General features: G+C 32.2%; 16 protein-coding genes. 6 read left to right on the top strand and 10 right to left on the bottom strand.

The features are described from left to right. Positions 1-243 precede the first annotated feature (243 nt). On the top strand, positions 244-1,392 hold the full coding sequence (locus ACW5YJ_RS04550; protein WP_107551968.1) for a glycosyltransferase family 4 protein: 1,149 nt from the start codon (positions 244-246) through the stop codon (positions 1,390-1,392). Positions 1,393-1,639: 247 nt separating this feature from the next. Here ACW5YJ_RS04550 and ACW5YJ_RS04545 read toward each other — a convergent pair whose 3' ends face one another. After that, positions 1,640-3,241 (bottom strand): L-lactate permease, encoded by a 1,602-nt coding sequence (locus ACW5YJ_RS04545; RefSeq protein ID WP_017723231.1) that lies wholly within the window; start codon positions 3,239-3,241, stop codon positions 1,640-1,642. Positions 3,242-3,529: 288 nt separating this feature from the next. Between ACW5YJ_RS04545 and ACW5YJ_RS04540 the strand changes: the two genes are divergently transcribed. Continuing rightward, the gene (locus ACW5YJ_RS04540) at positions 3,530-5,218 is read left to right on the top strand and encodes a CDP-glycerol glycerophosphotransferase family protein (protein WP_017723232.1); all 1,689 of its coding nucleotides are present in this window, start codon (positions 3,530-3,532) and stop codon (positions 5,216-5,218) included. 330 nt (positions 5,219-5,548) lie between these two features. On the opposite strand, the gene ACW5YJ_RS04535 is transcribed toward ACW5YJ_RS04540, so the two are convergent. Together ACW5YJ_RS04535 and ACW5YJ_RS04530 are read right to left on the bottom strand one after the other, a co-directional pair. Then, positions 5,549-6,376, bottom strand: coding sequence for a hypothetical protein (locus ACW5YJ_RS04535; RefSeq protein WP_017723233.1), 828 nt, complete (start codon positions 6,374-6,376; stop codon positions 5,549-5,551). A gap of 243 nt (positions 6,377-6,619) precedes the next feature. Continuing rightward, entirely contained in the window at positions 6,620-7,138 is a 519-nt protein-coding gene (locus ACW5YJ_RS04530) for a GNAT family N-acetyltransferase (RefSeq protein WP_457338538.1), read from the bottom strand. 247 nt (positions 7,139-7,385) lie between these two features. Here ACW5YJ_RS04530 and ACW5YJ_RS04525 point away from each other — a divergent pair, with 247 nt between their 5' ends. Both ACW5YJ_RS04525 and glcP read left to right on the top strand, forming a co-directional pair. Continuing rightward, positions 7,386-8,375, top strand: a complete 990-nt coding sequence (locus ACW5YJ_RS04525; protein ID WP_017723235.1) for an acrylyl-CoA reductase family protein — start codon at positions 7,386-7,388, stop codon at positions 8,373-8,375. A 277-nt stretch (positions 8,376-8,652) separates the two neighbouring features. After that, positions 8,653-10,017: a glucose transporter GlcP gene (gene glcP / locus ACW5YJ_RS04520; RefSeq protein ID WP_426432753.1), complete on the top strand. Its 1,365-nt coding sequence runs from the start codon at positions 8,653-8,655 to the stop codon at positions 10,015-10,017. 168 nt (positions 10,018-10,185) lie between these two features. Here glcP and ACW5YJ_RS04515 read toward each other — a convergent pair whose 3' ends face one another. Together ACW5YJ_RS04515 and ACW5YJ_RS04510 are read right to left on the bottom strand one after the other, a co-directional pair. After that, positions 10,186-10,587, bottom strand: a complete 402-nt coding sequence (locus ACW5YJ_RS04515) for a GNAT family N-acetyltransferase (RefSeq protein ID WP_017723237.1) — start codon at positions 10,585-10,587, stop codon at positions 10,186-10,188. 25 nt (positions 10,588-10,612) lie between these two features. Beyond that, the gene (locus ACW5YJ_RS04510) at positions 10,613-11,644 is read right to left on the bottom strand and encodes an NAD(P)/FAD-dependent oxidoreductase (protein WP_017723238.1); all 1,032 of its coding nucleotides are present in this window, start codon (positions 11,642-11,644) and stop codon (positions 10,613-10,615) included. Positions 11,645-11,757: 113 nt separating this feature from the next. On the opposite strand from ACW5YJ_RS04510, the gene ACW5YJ_RS04505 reads away from it, so the two are divergent. Beyond that, positions 11,758-12,675 carry an ABC transporter substrate-binding protein gene (locus tag ACW5YJ_RS04505; RefSeq protein WP_107551420.1) on the top strand — a complete coding sequence of 306 codons (918 nt, stop codon included), beginning with the start codon at positions 11,758-11,760 and terminating at the stop codon, positions 12,673-12,675. A 165-nt stretch (positions 12,676-12,840) separates the two neighbouring features. Here the strand turns inward: ACW5YJ_RS04505 and ACW5YJ_RS04500 are convergent, their stop codons facing one another. The 5 genes from ACW5YJ_RS04500 to ACW5YJ_RS04480 all read right to left on the bottom strand — a co-directional run bounded on the left by ACW5YJ_RS04500 (position 12,841) and on the right by ACW5YJ_RS04480 (position 16,678). Continuing rightward, entirely contained in the window at positions 12,841-13,254 is a 414-nt protein-coding gene (locus ACW5YJ_RS04500; RefSeq protein ID WP_107551419.1) for a DUF2871 domain-containing protein, read from the bottom strand. 176 nt (positions 13,255-13,430) lie between these two features. Further along, positions 13,431-13,877 carry a ribose 5-phosphate isomerase B gene (gene rpiB, locus ACW5YJ_RS04495; protein WP_017723241.1) on the bottom strand — a complete coding sequence of 149 codons (447 nt, stop codon included), beginning with the start codon at positions 13,875-13,877 and terminating at the stop codon, positions 13,431-13,433. Between the two features lie 25 nt (positions 13,878-13,902). Beyond that, positions 13,903-14,541, bottom strand: a complete 639-nt coding sequence (gene dhaL, locus ACW5YJ_RS04490) for a dihydroxyacetone kinase subunit DhaL (protein WP_017723242.1) — start codon at positions 14,539-14,541, stop codon at positions 13,903-13,905. Positions 14,542-14,552: 11 nt separating this feature from the next. After that, on the bottom strand, positions 14,553-15,551 hold the full coding sequence (locus tag ACW5YJ_RS04485) for a dihydroxyacetone kinase subunit DhaK (RefSeq protein ID WP_457338537.1): 999 nt from the start codon (positions 15,549-15,551) through the stop codon (positions 14,553-14,555). Between the two features lie 44 nt (positions 15,552-15,595). Beyond that, on the bottom strand, positions 15,596-16,678 hold the full coding sequence (locus tag ACW5YJ_RS04480) for an MDR/zinc-dependent alcohol dehydrogenase-like family protein (protein ID WP_457338536.1): 1,083 nt from the start codon (positions 16,676-16,678) through the stop codon (positions 15,596-15,598). 176 nt (positions 16,679-16,854) lie between these two features. Here ACW5YJ_RS04480 and ACW5YJ_RS04475 point away from each other — a divergent pair, with 176 nt between their 5' ends. After that, positions 16,855-17,619 (top strand): DeoR/GlpR family DNA-binding transcription regulator, encoded by a 765-nt coding sequence (locus ACW5YJ_RS04475; RefSeq protein WP_017723245.1) that lies wholly within the window; start codon positions 16,855-16,857, stop codon positions 17,617-17,619. Positions 17,620-17,627 lie beyond the last annotated feature (8 nt).

Raw genomic sequence — 17,627 nt, 5'->3', positions numbered from 1 at the left:
CATACCTCTCTAATTATATACATAATCAGCTCATGAAAAAAGGGCTTTCAGCAATTCTACACAAATTTTGTTAATATGTGTTAACTAGCTCACACAAAAATTCTTATACTTTCTTAGTGAAAAAGCTAATATAACGCTATATTGATTGCTAGTTTAAAATTATTTAGCTATTATACCTATACAAAATTCATTTCATGCTATAATGAATTTCAATTTAAGTAAAGTTCTTTTGGAGGTTTTTTAATGAAATCAATAACATTTTTCATGCATAATGTTTATGCAATGGGAGGCACCGTCAAGTCTATTTCTCAATTGGCAAATATATTAGCTGAAAAAGGACATCATGTAGAAATCATAACTATTTTTAAAGGGGCTGATTCGCCTTACTTTGATATTCATGAATCCATTAAAATAAAACCTTTAATTAACTATCAATTTCACCCACTTAATATAAAAGACATTATTATAAATAGGATCGCTAAATTCACATCATTTTCCAGACCAAAATATATCTCTCAATTTGAACCAGGGATTGATCAATTTTCTCACTATATAGAAAAAAAAATGATTAAAGCTATAAGCAATGTTTCTACAGATGTGATTGTAGGTACCCGTGCAAGTTTTAATATATTAATTGCTAAATATGCTAGTACTCAAATAGAAAAAGTTGGTATGGAACATATGAACTTTGATGCACATTCTGAACCATATCAACAAGAAATTATTAAAAGTTATAGAGGTTTAGATAAAATCACAACATTAACTACTGTAGATAAGAACAAATACCAATCACATATCGATACACCAGTATTCGTAGTTCCTAATATTATCAATGAAGTTCGTCTTCACGAACCGAAAAGCAAAATCATCTGTGCAGCTGGCCGTTTAGAATATGAAAAAGGATTTGATTTATTGGTTGAAAGTATTAATCCTATTCAACAAGCTGTTAGAAAATTTAATTATCAAGTTCACATATATGGTGAAGGCAAAGAACAAGCAAATCTGCAACAAATGATTAATCAATATAACCTATCAGACATTGTAAAATTGTATGGCTCCACACAACAATTAAACGAAAAATTAGCAGTAAGTGAAATCACTGTTATCCCTTCGCGTAATGAAGGTTTCGGTATGGTGATATTAGAAGCTATGAACCAAAGCAGTGTAGTAGTGAGTTTTGATGGCAATGCTGGCCCTGATTCAATCATCCAAAATAATGTAAATGGCTATTTAATTGAACATGAAAACGTAAATGCATTATCTAATCAATTACGCCGACTCATAAACCAAGAGTTCAAAGATGAAGTTGTTATTCAAAATGGTTATAAAACCGTTGCATCTTATGCACCAAAAGCGATTTATCAAGACTTTTTAACTATGTTAAACGCTTAATTATAATAATATTGAATATTTTCAAAAACGAAGTAATGCAAAGGTTTGCTAAGTTTCCTAGTAATATATTCAATACTTAAAATATGTAATTTAAGCACGTCCAATATTAATAATTCATAAAAACACGCTCGTATAAATTCATTGTGATATGAATTTAACGAGCGTGTTTTTAATTTATCCTCATAAATTAAGATACATTTACTAAATTGAGGAGTATTTATATTTGTAACATAATTGGTTTAAATTATTACATGAATAAATGTAATAAGAATGTCCAGATACATACAAATATAAGTAAAGCAATACTATAGCGTAATGTCATTTTCAACAATTCAGATTCTTTCCCGACTTGTTGTACAGAAGCTGTCGCAATCGCAATAGATTGTGGTGATATTAATTTAGCAGCCACACCACCGACAGTATTTGCTGATACTAGTAAAGCCCCACTAGCGCCAATATTATTTGCAACTGCTGCTTGAATTGGTGCAAACAATGAGTTGTTATTTGTAACAGAACCTGTTAAGAATACGCCAATCCACCCCAATATTGGAGATAATAATGGGAAAATACTTCCTGTTTTTGCAATACCCTCACCTACTGCGCTACTTAACCCAGCGTAAGTCATTAATTTAGATATTACCAAGATAAAACAAATCGTTATAATTGGTAACCACAATTCTTTAAACGCTTCTTTAAATAGTCCTATGCCATCCTTAAATTTAACATTTTTTGACATTAGAATTGTAATAATAATTACAAGTAAAATAGCTGTTCCGGTTTGACCTATTATATTCAATGGCAATGTGATTGCTTTATTTGCAATATCGCTATAAGTCCCGGGTAACGTTATATTAAAGACAAGTGAAGATAATGCACCATCTGGAGCGAAAAGTGCTTTAAAGCTTTGCGCACTCCATATCATTACAATCACAGTTAAAATCACAAACGGGCTCCAAGCATATATTATTTCTTTAGGTTTGTGTTTTGTAATTGCTTGAGGCTTTTCATCTTTTTTCAATCTAAAGATATTTTTCGGTTGGAATTTTTTCGAGAATAAAGCTAAAGCTAACATTGAAACTAATGGTGGTATAATATCGGCCAATTCAGGTCCAATAAATACAGTGATTAAACCTTGTAATACTGCGAAAGTACCACCAACAATTAAAATAGCTGGCAAGGTTTCTTTAATACCTTTAAAGCCATCAATAATCCATATTAATAAAAATGGTATTAACAAATTCATAAATACTAATGTTAATGCTGACATTTGGGAAACTGCCATACCTGAAATATTATCTGGTAAACCTAATGTGTCAATAACAGTGACAGGTAAACCAATTGCTCCAAATGCACCTGCAGACGCATTAGCTATTAAACAAAGCATTGCTGCTTGTAATGGACCAAATCCTAACTGTGTTAGTAATAATGCACAAATTGCAATTGGCACACCAAAACCTGCTGCACCTTCTAAAAAGCCATTAAACGCAAAACCAATTAACAATAATTGGATACGCTGATCTTGTGAAATACTAGAAATACTATCTTGTATCGTATTAAACTGGCCAGTTTTATTCGTAATCTTATAAAGTAAAACTGCCATAACTACAATATATCCAATTGGTATAATACCCTGGAAAAATCCTTCAACGACTGCTCCCGATGCTATCGTCACAGGTAGTTTGAAGAATAGCATGGCAATAATAAGTGTAACAACTACGGTTGTTAATGAAGCATAAATACCTTTCATCTTAAAAAGAGTTAGACATAAAAGAAATAAAACTATAGGTATTGCTGCTACTAATGTTGATAACAAGATGTTACCAAAGGGGTTAAAAGATTCTACAAACATTTTGACTCACTTCCATTTTCTATTTTTATTTGGCATTGAAGAACCTGATATTGTGATTTTTTTCACAATTAAATTATAACATTTTTTTACCTAATTACAATAAATTTTTAAAAATTAATTCTTCCCCGTTAAAGATTTCCCTATTTTATAAATTCAAAAAGTCATTTTTAAATAATTTGAAGTTTAAAAACAATTAATTTTATACACTTCAGTTTACAAGGGATTCTTTTGTCATAGGTTCTTTACATGATAAAATAGTATAAATAACTATTAAGTAGAGGTATACAAATGATAAAACAAATTGAAATTACAGCGTTGCACCTTTTAGAGTCTGAATTGGAAAAGGCAACATTAGAAGGTTATTCACACTTTGTATTAATTAATGACCATATTGAAATATACCAACATATGCTTGAGGCCGTTGAATTAAAGCCTTGCCCGATTGTAACAGACTATACAGTTCAACAACAATACGTCAACGACTGTCGCTATTTTGGGAAATCAGAAATTACTTTCAATGATTGGATTGAAAATATTAACCACTTCCCAAATGTTATTTTCCATATAGAAACAACACAAAACATCTTAAAACATTTTGAAATTAGTAATATTTTTGACTTATCACTGATTTCACTATTACAAGATGATATCGCTACAGATAGTCATGTAGTTTTTAATTTTGAATCCACATTTATTACAAGTGACTATATTTGGAGTGAAATTCATAAATTAACGCCATTAAACACAACTAAATTTAGTCTTAACAAATTGGCATATGAACATAAACACGCTGTGCCATTTAAAAATAGTGAAACGCTCGCACCAGAGCAATTGCGCTTTACAGATAAATGCTTAAAAAATACCGGTTTTAAATTACCCCATTGGTTTTATCATATGCTTCAACAACATTTTGACAAAAAGCACCGTGAAGCAAGTTATATTTATGAAAAAGACAAGTCTAAAGTTAAAAATCATATAGTTTTCTTAGGTTTTGATTATGGTTTCCGCGGTAATTCTCGTTATTTATTTAATCACTTTGCGAAACACTTTACTAAATTACCTATCTATTTTATTACTAATGATGTAAATGGACCTAATTTTATTAAACCGGATGATCCAAAAGCGAAATCACTTATCGAAAGTGCACAAGTTGTAATATTAGAAAGTTATATACCAGACTCATTAAAACCAAACGGAACCATTATACAACTTTGGCATGGTACGCCTATAAAAAAACTATTTTTAGATAGTCCTGAACCAACTCAAAACCTTAATATTTATAATTATCGCGCACGTAAATATAATAAATGGTTACAACAAGACTATTTCATTTGTGATTGTTCAGCGATTATTGATTATTTTAAAACTGCTTTTCCACAGCAACGAACGCATATATTAAATTGTGGCTATCCAAGAGTTCGTTATTTATTAGATAAACAATCTGATCATCACTATATTTCATTTATCAAAAAAGAATTGAAATTAAATCCAGAAAAGGAAACATTACTTTATGCGCCTACTTGGCGAACAGATTATGATGAATCTGATTTATTACCAATAAGTGATGGGCTTCTGAATAAATACAATGTTATTTTTAAAGGGCATATTGAAGATAATTCTAACTACGTTCCGGAGAATGCAATTATTGCGCCTTCTCATATAGAAGCTCAAGATTTATTATTGATTTCAGATATTGTCTTAACTGACTATTCATCGATTATTTTTGATGCATTAACTATTGATAAAACAGTCTGTCAATATACACCAAATCACGAAAAATATGTTTCTGAACGTGGTGTTTATGAAGAAGTGATGCACGCGCTATCTACAGTACGCTATAGCGATGCCAAAGCATTACTCAACGATTTAATAAGCCATCAAATGAAAGATATACATGATAATTCTTTTGTAAATAAAGATAACCATGCTTTTGAAACTATTTCTCATATCATTCATAAATGTACTAAATCTAGGTAAAATATAATATTCGACTATTTGATTACCTTGCACTAATACTAATACATGTTAAAAATCACATGAGACATAAAGCTCCTAAGTAAAAAATAAACGTCAATTTCTATATTATTTCTATAGAAATTGACGTTTTCATTGTTTTATTAAATTTTATTACATGCTAGAGCTGACGGGCATAATATGAGTGAGAGACACCGGCCCCTCACTCATACCTTCTCACCCTCACACAATTGTACACGCTCTGAATCTTAACCTAAATTGATTAGCTTTCTTATTTTGAAAATGGGCATTTATGGGCATTTATGTCCATTCACTTACTTTATAATTTTATTTTTATTGTTGGTAAGCAGGGTCTACAACTCTAACTGTACCTTGCTGGTCTACTGTAGCAATTGTATATGTCCCTGGTTGTGCTTGATTTTGGAAACTAAAGATATAACTATAGTTCCCTTCGCTACCTTCAATAGCGTAGTCATTGAATGGATTAGATTGACCATTTAATGAATTAACTTCAGCAGTAGCATTGTCCAATGAATTTTGGAAGTTAGGCAAGCTTTGTAATGCAGTTTGTGGATCTACATTACCAGATGTAATATTTTGCGCTACTGGTACAGCGTTTTGTCCTTGATAAGGAGCAACATACTGAGATGCGCTTGAATTTGATGCATTATTATTTGAATTGGCGTTATTGCTAGCATTGTCATTACTATTTGCATTATCGCTATTCGCATTGTTGTTATTCGTATTGTCATTATTTCCTGAAGTTGATGCGCTATTTCCACTATTCGCATCACTAGATCCATTGTTACCATCTGAATTAGAACTATTACTTGAGGCACTACCATTGTTATCAGAAGAACTGTTATCATCATTTGATGAACTGTCAGAATTGTTTCCATTACTGTCCGTACCATCACCTGAAGAACTATCTTCGCTAGATTTGCTATCAGAATCTTTGTTTTTGTCTGAGTCTTTGTCTGAATCTTTGTCAGAGCTGTCATTACTCTTCTTGTCATCATTTTTAGAATCTTTTGATTTGTCATCAGATGATTGACTGTCTTTTGAACTATCGTCCTTTTTACTACTGTCATCATCATTACCATTTGAACAAGCTGCAAGTGCTAAAGATAAAGTAAGAAAACCTACTAATAATTTTTTCATATAGAAAAACCTCCTTATTTTTTTAATACTCACAACCTAATGGTTAGTATCTATGTATATCATTCCCCAAGAGGTTGGTTGAGAATTAGTTTATTATTCACTATAAAATTAGCAATAAACATCTTTAATGAAAAATCCTTAAAAAAAATATATAAATTTAACAAACTCAAAATATTTTTCAACTTTATATAGTTCCATAACATATTTAAATTATGTCACAAAGCATCTAAAAGAACTTTATTTCTAAATTTCTTTTTCCATAATTAAATCTATATCTACTACATTACCAGTATAAAAGTGATGTTCCCCTGTAACATGCAGTCCTTGCTTTTCGTAGAAATTAAGTGCTTGTTTATTATACTCCCATACGCCTAACCAAATTTTAGTTTTCTTTAATTCTTGCGCTTTTTCGATTGCGAATTCAAAGACGTGTTTTCCTCGCCCACCCCCTTGAAATTTTGGTAAAAAATAAATGCGCTGTATTTCGAGATATTCATTCCCCTTTTCTTCTGATTGGGCTTGATTAATATTTAATTTAAAATATCCTACTATTTTTTCATTTTCTTTATAAAAATAAGTAAAAGATGATTCATTTTCTAATTCTTTATTTAGTTGTTCTACATTATAAGCTTCATTAAAATACTGCTCGAAATCTTCATCAGTGTAACCACCGTCTTCAAATGTCGCCTTAAATGTAGTGATACTAAGTTGACGTAATTGTTCTAGCTCATTAGATTTTACCAATTCAATTTGAGTCACCATATTACTCCCCCTACTTTGCTCTCTCTTTGAAATCAATTATACTAAAACACTTCTTATCTTACTATTGAATAATAATACTTTTATAATCACTTACTTTTTCCTACAAAAATTAAATTGTTTTTAATTTAAAGCGCTTACCTAAAAAACGTATAGTTTAGCCTTATTGTGTAATATTCAATTACATGATAAAGTAGTTCTAGTTTTTTAATTGTTCGTAAATTTATACATAAGGGAGTGCCATTTGGCAATGACTGAAACATTTAAAGCTTTTGTAGTCGATGAACAAGACGGCAAAGTAACTAACCAATATAAAGATTTATCAATAAATGATTTACCAGAGGGCGAGGTACTTATAAAAGTTAAGTACTCTGGTATCAATTATAAAGATGCACTTGCAACAGTGGAAAATTCAAAAATCGTAAAATCATACCCAATGGTTCCAGGTATTGATTTAGCTGGCGTAGTAGAACATTCCGATACTCATGCTTTTGAAGCTGGTGACGAAGTTATTATCACTGGATATGATTTAGGCATCAGCCACTTTGGTGGTTTTAGTGAATACGCACGTGTTAAAGAAGAGTGGATTGTACCTTTACCAAAAGATTTAACCCTTGAAGAAGCTATGATTTATGGAACTGCTGGCTATACAGCAGGTTTAGCTATCGAAAAGTTAGAACATAATGGTTTATCTGTAGAAAAAGAAGACGTACTTGTACGTGGCGCAACAGGTGGCGTAGGAACACTTGCAGTAATGATGTTGGACTCAATAGGCTTTGATGTTGTTGCTAGTACCGGTAAACAAAACGCTGAAGCTCAACTTAAATCTTTAGGTGCAAAAGAAGTAATACCCCGTATTTCAGAAAGTGATAGTAAACCACTTGGCAAACGTACTTGGCAAGGTGCTATAGATCCAGTTGGTGGCGAAAGTTTATCACAAATCATTAAACAATTAGACTATGATGGCAGTGTTGCTTTAATAGGTATGACTGGCGGAACAAACTTTGATAGTTCTGTATTTCCATTTATATTAAGAGGCACTAGCATTATAGGTATCGATTCAGTTTATACTGAAATGAGACAACGCAAACATATATGGCGTCGTTTAGCAAAAGACTTAAAACCAGACCAATTACATGACATCAAACAAGTTATTAAATTCAGTGAGATTGAATCAAGTATTAAACAAGTACTTGAACATGAAAATTCTGGCCGCATAGTCATCGACTTTGAAGCATAAAATGAATCTATAGTAATGTTTCAAATTATAAACAATTCATAAATTGTCACTCTTTAATAGAGCGTGAATATGAAAGCAAACTCTAAAATTTGTTTTCATATTCACGCTCTTTTTCATTTTATTATGATTAATATAACCTCGCATTTTTATACATATAAATAAGAATTACACCTCATATAAATAGATAATAATAAATAAAAATCTTATACTTTAATATTTACAAGTAAAATATGAAAGCGTATACTTATCTTTATCGAAAACATTCAGGAGGGTTTTTATGGGAATAAAAGTAAATAAAAAACTCATCTTTTTCCTTGGTGCATTGGGAGGTTTACTCTATGGTTATGACATGGGAGTAATATCTGGCGCCTTATTATTTATAAGAGATGATATACCTTTAAATAGTTTTACTGAAGGTCTTGTAGTTTCGTCTATGTTAGTTGGGGCAATATTTGGTTCAGGTGCTAGTGGACCGATGTCTGATAGATTGGGGCGTAGACGTGTTGTATTTATTATAGCAATTATTTACATAGTCGGTGCTTTAATATTAGCTTCAGCCCCTTCCATGCCTATACTAGTTCTCGGTCGTCTAGTCATTGGTTTAGCTGTAGGTGGTTCTACTGCTATCGTACCAGTTTATTTATCAGAAATGGCGCCTACTGAACAACGTGGTTCATTAAGTTCTTTAAACCAATTAATGATTACAATTGGTATTTTATCTTCATACTTAATCAACTATGCGTTCACACCAATAGAAGGTTGGAGATGGATGCTAGGACTTGCAATCATACCTTCTGTTATCTTGTTAATTGGTGTTGCATTTATGCCTGAAAGTCCAAGATGGTTACTTGAGCACAGAAGTGAAAAAGCAGCTCGTGATGTGATGAAATTAACATTTAAAGATAGTGAAATCGATAAAGAAATTGCAGATATGAAAGAAATTAATAGTATTTCGGAAAGCACATGGAATGTTTTAAAATCACCATGGTTACGACCAACGCTGATTATCGGAAGTATCTTTGCGTTACTTCAACAAATAATAGGAATTAATGCAATCATTTATTACGCACCTACTATTTTCAATAAAGCTGGTTTAGGTAATGCTACTTCCATTTTAGGCACAGTAGGAATTGGTACCGTGAACGTCTTAATTACAATTGTCGCTATTATGATTATTGATAAAATTGATCGTAAGCGTCTATTAGTAATTGGGAACATTGGTATGGTAGCTTCGCTACTAATTATGGCTGTCTTAATTTGGACAATTGGGATTCAATCATCCGCATGGATTATCGTAGCTTGTTTAACTTTATTCATTATATTCTTTGGATTTACTTGGGGGCCAGTACTTTGGGTTATGTTACCTGAATTATTCCCAATGCGTGCACGTGGTGCCGCAACTGGTGTCGCAGCGCTTGTATTATCAATTGGTAGCTTGTTAGTTGCGCAATTCTTCCCAATTTTGACGGAAGTATTATCAGTTGAACAAGTATTCTTAATCTTTGCTGCGATTGGAATTTGTGCCTTAATCTTTGTAATCAAATACTTACCAGAAACACGTGGCCGTAGTTTAGAAGAAATTGAAGCAGACTTACGTTCTAGAACAAATGCTGCAAATGCAAATATAGAAGAGACGAAATAGCAATTAGCAATGTATGAGCCTGAGTTCTCACTCAAGCTCATACATAATAAAAGACCAATAACTTAAGTTATTGACAATATAGCATTTGAGGAGGCTGAGACAATTAATTTGTCCCAGCCTCCTCAGTTATTATATTCAAAATACAAATTATAAATTTACGATTACTTATCAATATTTTAAATACATACCACAAGAATTGGGTTCTGTAGTAATAAATCCAAATTGTGCATACAACTGATCCGCAGGGTAATCAGCTATTAAACTGACATATGTTCCCGATTCAGCTTCAGTTTTTATATAATCCATAATATGAGTCATTATTTCTTTTCCATAACCATGGCCTTGGTATGCTGGATTAACTGCTATATCAATGATTTGAAACGCCGTTCCACCATCACCAATCACTCTTCCCATACCTATTAACACCTGTTGATCATAGATTGTGACATTAAAACATGCATTAGGTATACCCTTTTCAGCAGCTTCTCGGGATTTTTCGCTCAGTCCAGCTATTTTACGTAAATTTCTATAGTCTTCAACAGTTGGTGCTTCATGCTTTATCTCAACCATTTATTATTTTCTCCTAAAAATTATATTATAAATATTTCTTCATAACTACTTTATTTGATTCTTTAAAGACATCATTATGACTTGATACATAACCTTCTGCAGCTGCTTTAGGCTCAATGTAAAGCTTAGCCAAATTTGCAGCATTAGCCGCGTCACTAAAGGCGCTTGCAATGAGATGTGCTTTTGCTTCATGATATATAATATCACCACATGCATACAATCCATCAATACTCGTAGAAGTATTGCCAAAGCCTTTAATGCTGTACTCGTTAAACATGTCAACTTGAGTTGAAGAAGCCTCTAACAATGTATTTTCTCTATCAAAACCATGACTGATAATCACATCATCAAATGCTTTTACCGTTTGCTCACCTGTTTCAATGTTCTCTAATATCACTTTTTCAATTTGTGTTTGTCCTTGGTCACCTATAAGTTGATATATATGTGTATTCGGTAATTTTTCAACATTCAATTGCTCCATTTTATCTCTCATTGCTTCATATCCTTTAATATCAGCTTTTCTATAAATGAGCGTAACACTTTTAGCATAACCACTTAAATCGTTAGCCCAATCTAAAGCTGAATTACCGGCACCAGAAATTAATACATTTTTATCTTTAAATTTTTTCAAAGACTGTACTACATAATGTAAGTTAGTCAATTTATATCTTTCTGCATCTTTAATATCTAGTTGTTTAGGATTAATGATACCTCCGCCAATCGCTATAATCACTGATTTTCCTTCAAATACATTTCCTTTATCCGTTTCAACCTCAAAATGTTGTTCGGCAATTTTTCTTATATCAGTTACACGTTCTTCTAAATTCACTTCAGGATTAAAATGTAGACCTTGTCTAACTGTGTCTTGAATAACTTCAAAACACGGTTTCGGTGCTAATCCACCAATATCCCATATAATTTTTTCTGGATAGACATGCATCTTCCCCCCAAGTTTGTCTTGAATATCTATGATGCGGACGTTCATCCCTCTTAATCCTGAATAAAAACTAGCAAATAACCCTGCTGGGCCACCACCAATTATAATTACGTCATCCATAAAGCACCCTCCCAAAATTAACTTGTATCTTACATACATTATGCTATAATTGATAATCATTATCAACTAAAATATTTTATTAATCAACTTTTATATTTAGGAGATGTTCACCAATGAAAAAATTAACTTTACTCTTTATTTCTTTAATTTTATTTACTGCTGCTTGTGGTACAAATAATTCAAACCATAAAGAAAATTCAAACCTTGAGTCCACTGGGAAAACATTTAAAGATGATAACGGAAATGAAATTAAAATTCCTAAAAGCCCTAAAAATATAGTAGTTTTACACCCTACCTATGTAGGTGCTCTAGTAAAATTTGGTCATAAGCCAATCGCAATTCCAGAATTTGTAAATAAAAACAAAGTATTAAATGACTCTACAAAAGGGATTAAACGCATTGATAATACTAGTATAGAACAAGTTACGCATCAAAAACCCGATTTAATCATTACTACAACCCAAGATAAAAATATTAAAAAATTACAAAAAATTGCACCTACAGTTGCTTTTAATGCAGAAAAATCTAATTATAAAGATAATACTAAAAAGCTTGCTACTTTAGTTAATGAAGAATCGAAAGCTAAACAATGGATCAAAGAATGGGATACTCAAATGGCAAAAGATAGAAAAGAACTAGAACCAGTAATTAAAGAAAAATCTATTTCTGTCTTACAGCAAACACCAAAAGGAACAATGGCCTTTAGCGATCATCTGGGTAGAGGCACAGAAATTCTATATGATGGTTATAGAATGAAGCAGCCTAAAGCACTCGCACAAGCTACAAAAAATAAATTCGCTACACCAATTAACCCAGAAAATTTTGCAGACTATATAGGTGATTTCGCAGTTATTGCTACAAACGGCAAACAAAATGCGTCATTTGAAAATACTAATTACTGGCGTAATTTATCCGCAGTAAAAAATAAAAACATAATTAAGTTTGACGTTACTGTTACACAGTATAATGATCCTATTTCATTAGAAAAACAACGTGATATTTTCTATAAAGCTTTAATGAATATAAAATAATTTTTCATAAAGTTGATTCACAAAAAAAGTGAGGGGTGAAATCCGACTGTTGATTTCATCCCCTCTTATCATATAATTCATTAAGTTCAAAAAAATGCATTTAAATTTAAATGATAGTTCTGTTTCAAATTCACTTTAATGAGTTAATATTTAATACTCTTTTCACTAATCTCTAGGATCCTTAATAATTGCATTTCTTAATACGAAAAATAGCAGTATAAAACCTGCAGTTAAAATAGTATGACCCATACCCGCAAAGCCAGCAAACGAATCTGGAACAGTAAGCCCAATAACTTGATAAGTTCCCTTCGTAAACATCATACCTATCGTAGTCAACACACCAACGTTATAAATAATAAAGAACCAGTTAAATAAATAATAACTATCTAACTTAAATACTTTCACAACAGGCAATAAAATAAGGTGCATAAACATACCTAAGATTAACGTGTGTGTATGTACAACTACAAGTTGTGTATCTCCAGTAAAGTTATGAGCGAGTGTCAATTCACGATAATAGAATCCACTTAATAAACCTAATATTGTATAAACTAAAAAAGCATACAGTACTCTACGCATAGATAATCCTCCTTAAGGATATTATAGGATAATATTTTAAAAATTACAGTGACAATTCTACAAACTTCTTAAAAAGGATAAGGACCATTTATATTAAGGTACAGACATCAAAACGTTAAAAAAGCTACAAAGAAATTTATAATAATAAATTTCTTTGTAGCTAATCCTTTTATCATTTAGTTCGACTCGTTTCTCTCAACTTCATCAATTTTATCAACTTTGCGTTGAGAACCACCTTTCCAACTTACATTGAGATAAGCTTCTACGTTTTTCTTAGCGACTTCTATACCAATAATTTGCGCGCCCATTGTTAAAATTTGTGCATTATTACTAAGTTGAGCACGCTCTGCAGAATAATAATCATGCGCTAACGCAGCACGTATTCCTGTTAATTTATTAGCTGTTATAGCTACACCAATACCTGTACCACATATTAATATACCACGAGCATTTTTCCCTTGTTGTATGCTTTTACCAACTTCAGCTGCCACATCTGGATAGTCTGTTTCTGCACATTGATGACAACCAAAATCTTCAACTTCATGCCCTAATGCTTCAACATGTTCTTTTACCGCTTCTTTTAAATCGTATCCGTTATGGTCTGCACCAATTGCTATTTTCATGTAATTTCCTCCTTAATATTTTCCGTTAATTTTCAATAAAACTTCCAAATGTTTGTAACATTAGATAAGCAGACATCGCACCGGGATCCACATGCCCTTGAGATCTATACCCTAACCTCTTAGAACGTCCTTTATTAGAAATAATATCCTTTGTACTTTCCATTCCTATGTGTGCTTCTTTTAATGCTTTATTGTAGCCATCTATAAAAGGCATATCTTGTTCCATTGATTGTGTTAATGATTTATAAAATGGCTCTAAAGTATCTATCATTGTTTTATCACCAATTTCGGCTTTGCCTCTATCTTTAATTCCTTTACTAAATGCAATCCAAAATTGATATAAACCTGTATCATCAAGCTCTGTTTGATTTTTAATTGATACCGCTCCTTTTAGATAACCAGACGCATATAATGGACCTACTGATGAGCCCACAGCATCTAAAAAACTCTTCCCAACAGCTACACTAATTTTCGCAATATCACTTTGTGATACTAACTCATTTTGAATAGTTTCCTTTACAGCTTGGTAACCAATATCCATTGTGACACCATGGTCACCATCACCAATTTTTCTGTCTAGCTCACAAAGCTCATCTTTTTTCTGTTCAAATAACGTTGTTAACTCTAATATATAATCTTTAAATGATTGACTTGTTAATATCATATTTACACCTCCTAAACTACCTTGAAGTTCGGACAATCTACCGGATGATCTACACATGCCTTCAGTGTGTCATCTACTTTCATTAACGTCACTGAAAAACCACCCATTTCCATCGACGTAATAAAATTGCCAACAAATGTTTTATAAACGCTAATATTTTTATCTTCCAATATTTCGCTTACTTCTTTGTTAATTATATAAAGTTCCATTTGAGATGTAGCCCCTAGACCATTAACTAAGACAACCACTTCATCATCTTCATGATAAATTGATTCTTTTAAAATATTTTGCATAATCACGTTTACTGTTTCTTTAGCTGTTCTGATTGTTGTTTTTTCTATTCCTGGTTCTCCATGATGTCCTAATCCAATTTCCATTTCATTATCTTCTAAATCAAAACTTGGTTTGCCTGTTTGAGGTAAATAACATGGGCTTAAACCAATTCCCATAGAACGTGTTTGATCATTAGCAAATTGAGCAATACGTCTTACTTCTTCCAAATTATATCCAAAATCTGCTGCGGCTCCAGCAACTTTATATACAAGTAATTCACCTGCTATACCTCTACGGTCGTCAATATCTTTAGATGAAGCTACGTCGTCATTACCAATAACAGCAGCCGTTTGGATATCATCTTCTATTTCTGTCATTTCGCTAGCCATCTCAAAGTTCATTAAGTCACCAGCGTAATTACCATATATATACAACACGCCGTAACCCTGATTGATTTCTTTTGTCACAGCTTGAATTGGTATCGGTGAAGGCGAGGCAAATATATTACCAACAGCCACACCATCAGCCATACCTTTACCTACATATCCTAAAAACCCTGGTTCATGGCCAGACCCTCCACCAATCAAGACACTTACTTTGCGTTTTTCCGTTCTTTTGTTACCTATTAAAGCCCTTTTATGAAGTTCTGAACGTCTTAAATATTCAGGGTAAGCCGCTAAATAACCAGTCATTAATTCATCAATAACATGGTCTGGATTATTAACCATTTTTTTCATTTCAATGCGCTCCTTTTATTACACGAATTCTTTAGCCATTAGCTTTAAGGTACGAGAACAATTTTTAATGATTTATCTCCTTTTTTCATCAGATCAAATCCTTGTTCAAAATCTTTTAAAGGTAATTGATGTGTAACTACACCATCAGTTGGATAGTCATCTTTTTGAATCCCATCAATAACAAGTGGGTAGCAATATGGTCCCAAATGGCTTCCCATCAAATCTAATTCTTTACGGTCTGAAATAATACTCCAATCTACTGTTACTGGATCAGCAAATACAGAGAATTCTACAAAACGACCTAATTTTCTGATTGCACTTAAGCCTTGTTCAACTGATTTAGGATGACCCGTAGCTTCAATATAAGTGTCACAGCCATATCCTTCAGTCATTGACTTGATTTCTTTAACAACATCAACTTTAGCTGGATTCATTACAATATCAGCACCAAACTCCTTAGCTAACTCTAATCTTTCATCTTTCATGTCTAAGACAACTAATGTCTCAGCACCTGCTTTTTTAGCTGCACCTACCATACCTAAACCTAATGTTCCAGCACCTGAAAGTACAACAAAATCTCCTAGTTTAATGTTGGCACGTTGTACTGCATGCAAACTACAGGCGTAAGGCTCAATTAAAATTGCTTTCTCTATAGGCATATCCTCAGGTACTTTATAATTGATGGCTTCTTTTGTAAATTTCATATACTCTGCCATACCGCCGTTCACATTGTTTTGAAAGCCATATAAATCATGTTTTTCACACATCCAGTACTCTCCACGATTACAGAATCTACATTCCCAACAAGGTACGATTTGTTCAGAAATTACACGATCACCAATTTCAAATTCAGTAACATCACCCCCCTTTTCAACAATACGAGCAATAAATTCATGACCCGGAATCATTGGGGCTTTAATGTATGAGGGCTGTGTTTCATCCCCCCAAAAGCTTGGCGCACCATCATAGGCCTTAATATCACCTGCGCAGATACCACATGCTTCCACTTTTACGATAATTTCTTTTGAATTTTCTATTTTCGGAGTTTCAACTGTTTCATATTTATATTCACCAGGTGCATAAGCTACAACAGCATTCATTTGTTCTGGATAATTTTTCTTAGTCATAATTAAAATCTCCCCTTTTCTTTTTAGAAAACGTTTTCATTAACAATTATTATTTTAATATATTTTTTCATTTCTTTCAAATATTCTTTCGTTTATTTTCATTTTGATTTGTTTTAGTTTTCTTGTGCACTATTTATGTTAAAATGTATAATGATATAAAGGAGGATGTGATTCATATGAAAATGTATGCTGATGAGCGTAGAGAACATATTTATACTTATATAAAATCTCATAAACGTGCAACTGTAAAACAGCTCTCTGATTACTTAAGTGTTACAGAAGCAACTGTAAGAAGTGATTTAAGACGCCTTGAAAGTGAAAATAAATTAATACGTACACACGGTGGTGCAAAAATAACTGATAATCTGGGTTCTAAGTTAAATTTTTCTTATCGCTTAACTCAAAAACATTCAGAAAAATATAAAATTAGTAAACATGCTTTAAAAAAAATACAACCTCAACAATGTATTATGATTGATGCAAGTTCTACAACTTATGAATTAGCCAAATTATTAACGGAAACAACAATGGAACTAACTATTATCACCAACGGGTTAGAAAATGCAGTATTATTAAAAGAGAATCCACACTTAACAGTTCTTGTAGTTGGAGGTTTTGTTTCACAAGATTCAAATGCGATTACAGGTAATATCGACTCACAAATACTAGAAATGTATCACATAGATTATTTCTTTTTATCTGCGAACGGCTTTACACTTGAAAATGGCTTAACTGATTTTTCTTTACCTGAAGTTCAATTAAAAAAACAAATGGTAAAGGAAAGTGAAAATGTCATTGCACTTATTGATAAAAGTAAATTCGATATATCCTCTACACTTTCATTTGCAAAAATCAGTGACATTACAGAAGTCATAACTGATGAAACACCATCAAATAAATGGAAAAAAAACGTACCATTCTCGTTAACAGTAGCTCCATGAAAAAATAA

This window comes from Staphylococcus sp. mip270_02 (assembly GCF_054031535.1).
Note: the sequence above shows the minus strand (reverse complement) of the source record. Positions and strands in the feature narration are given on the sequence as shown.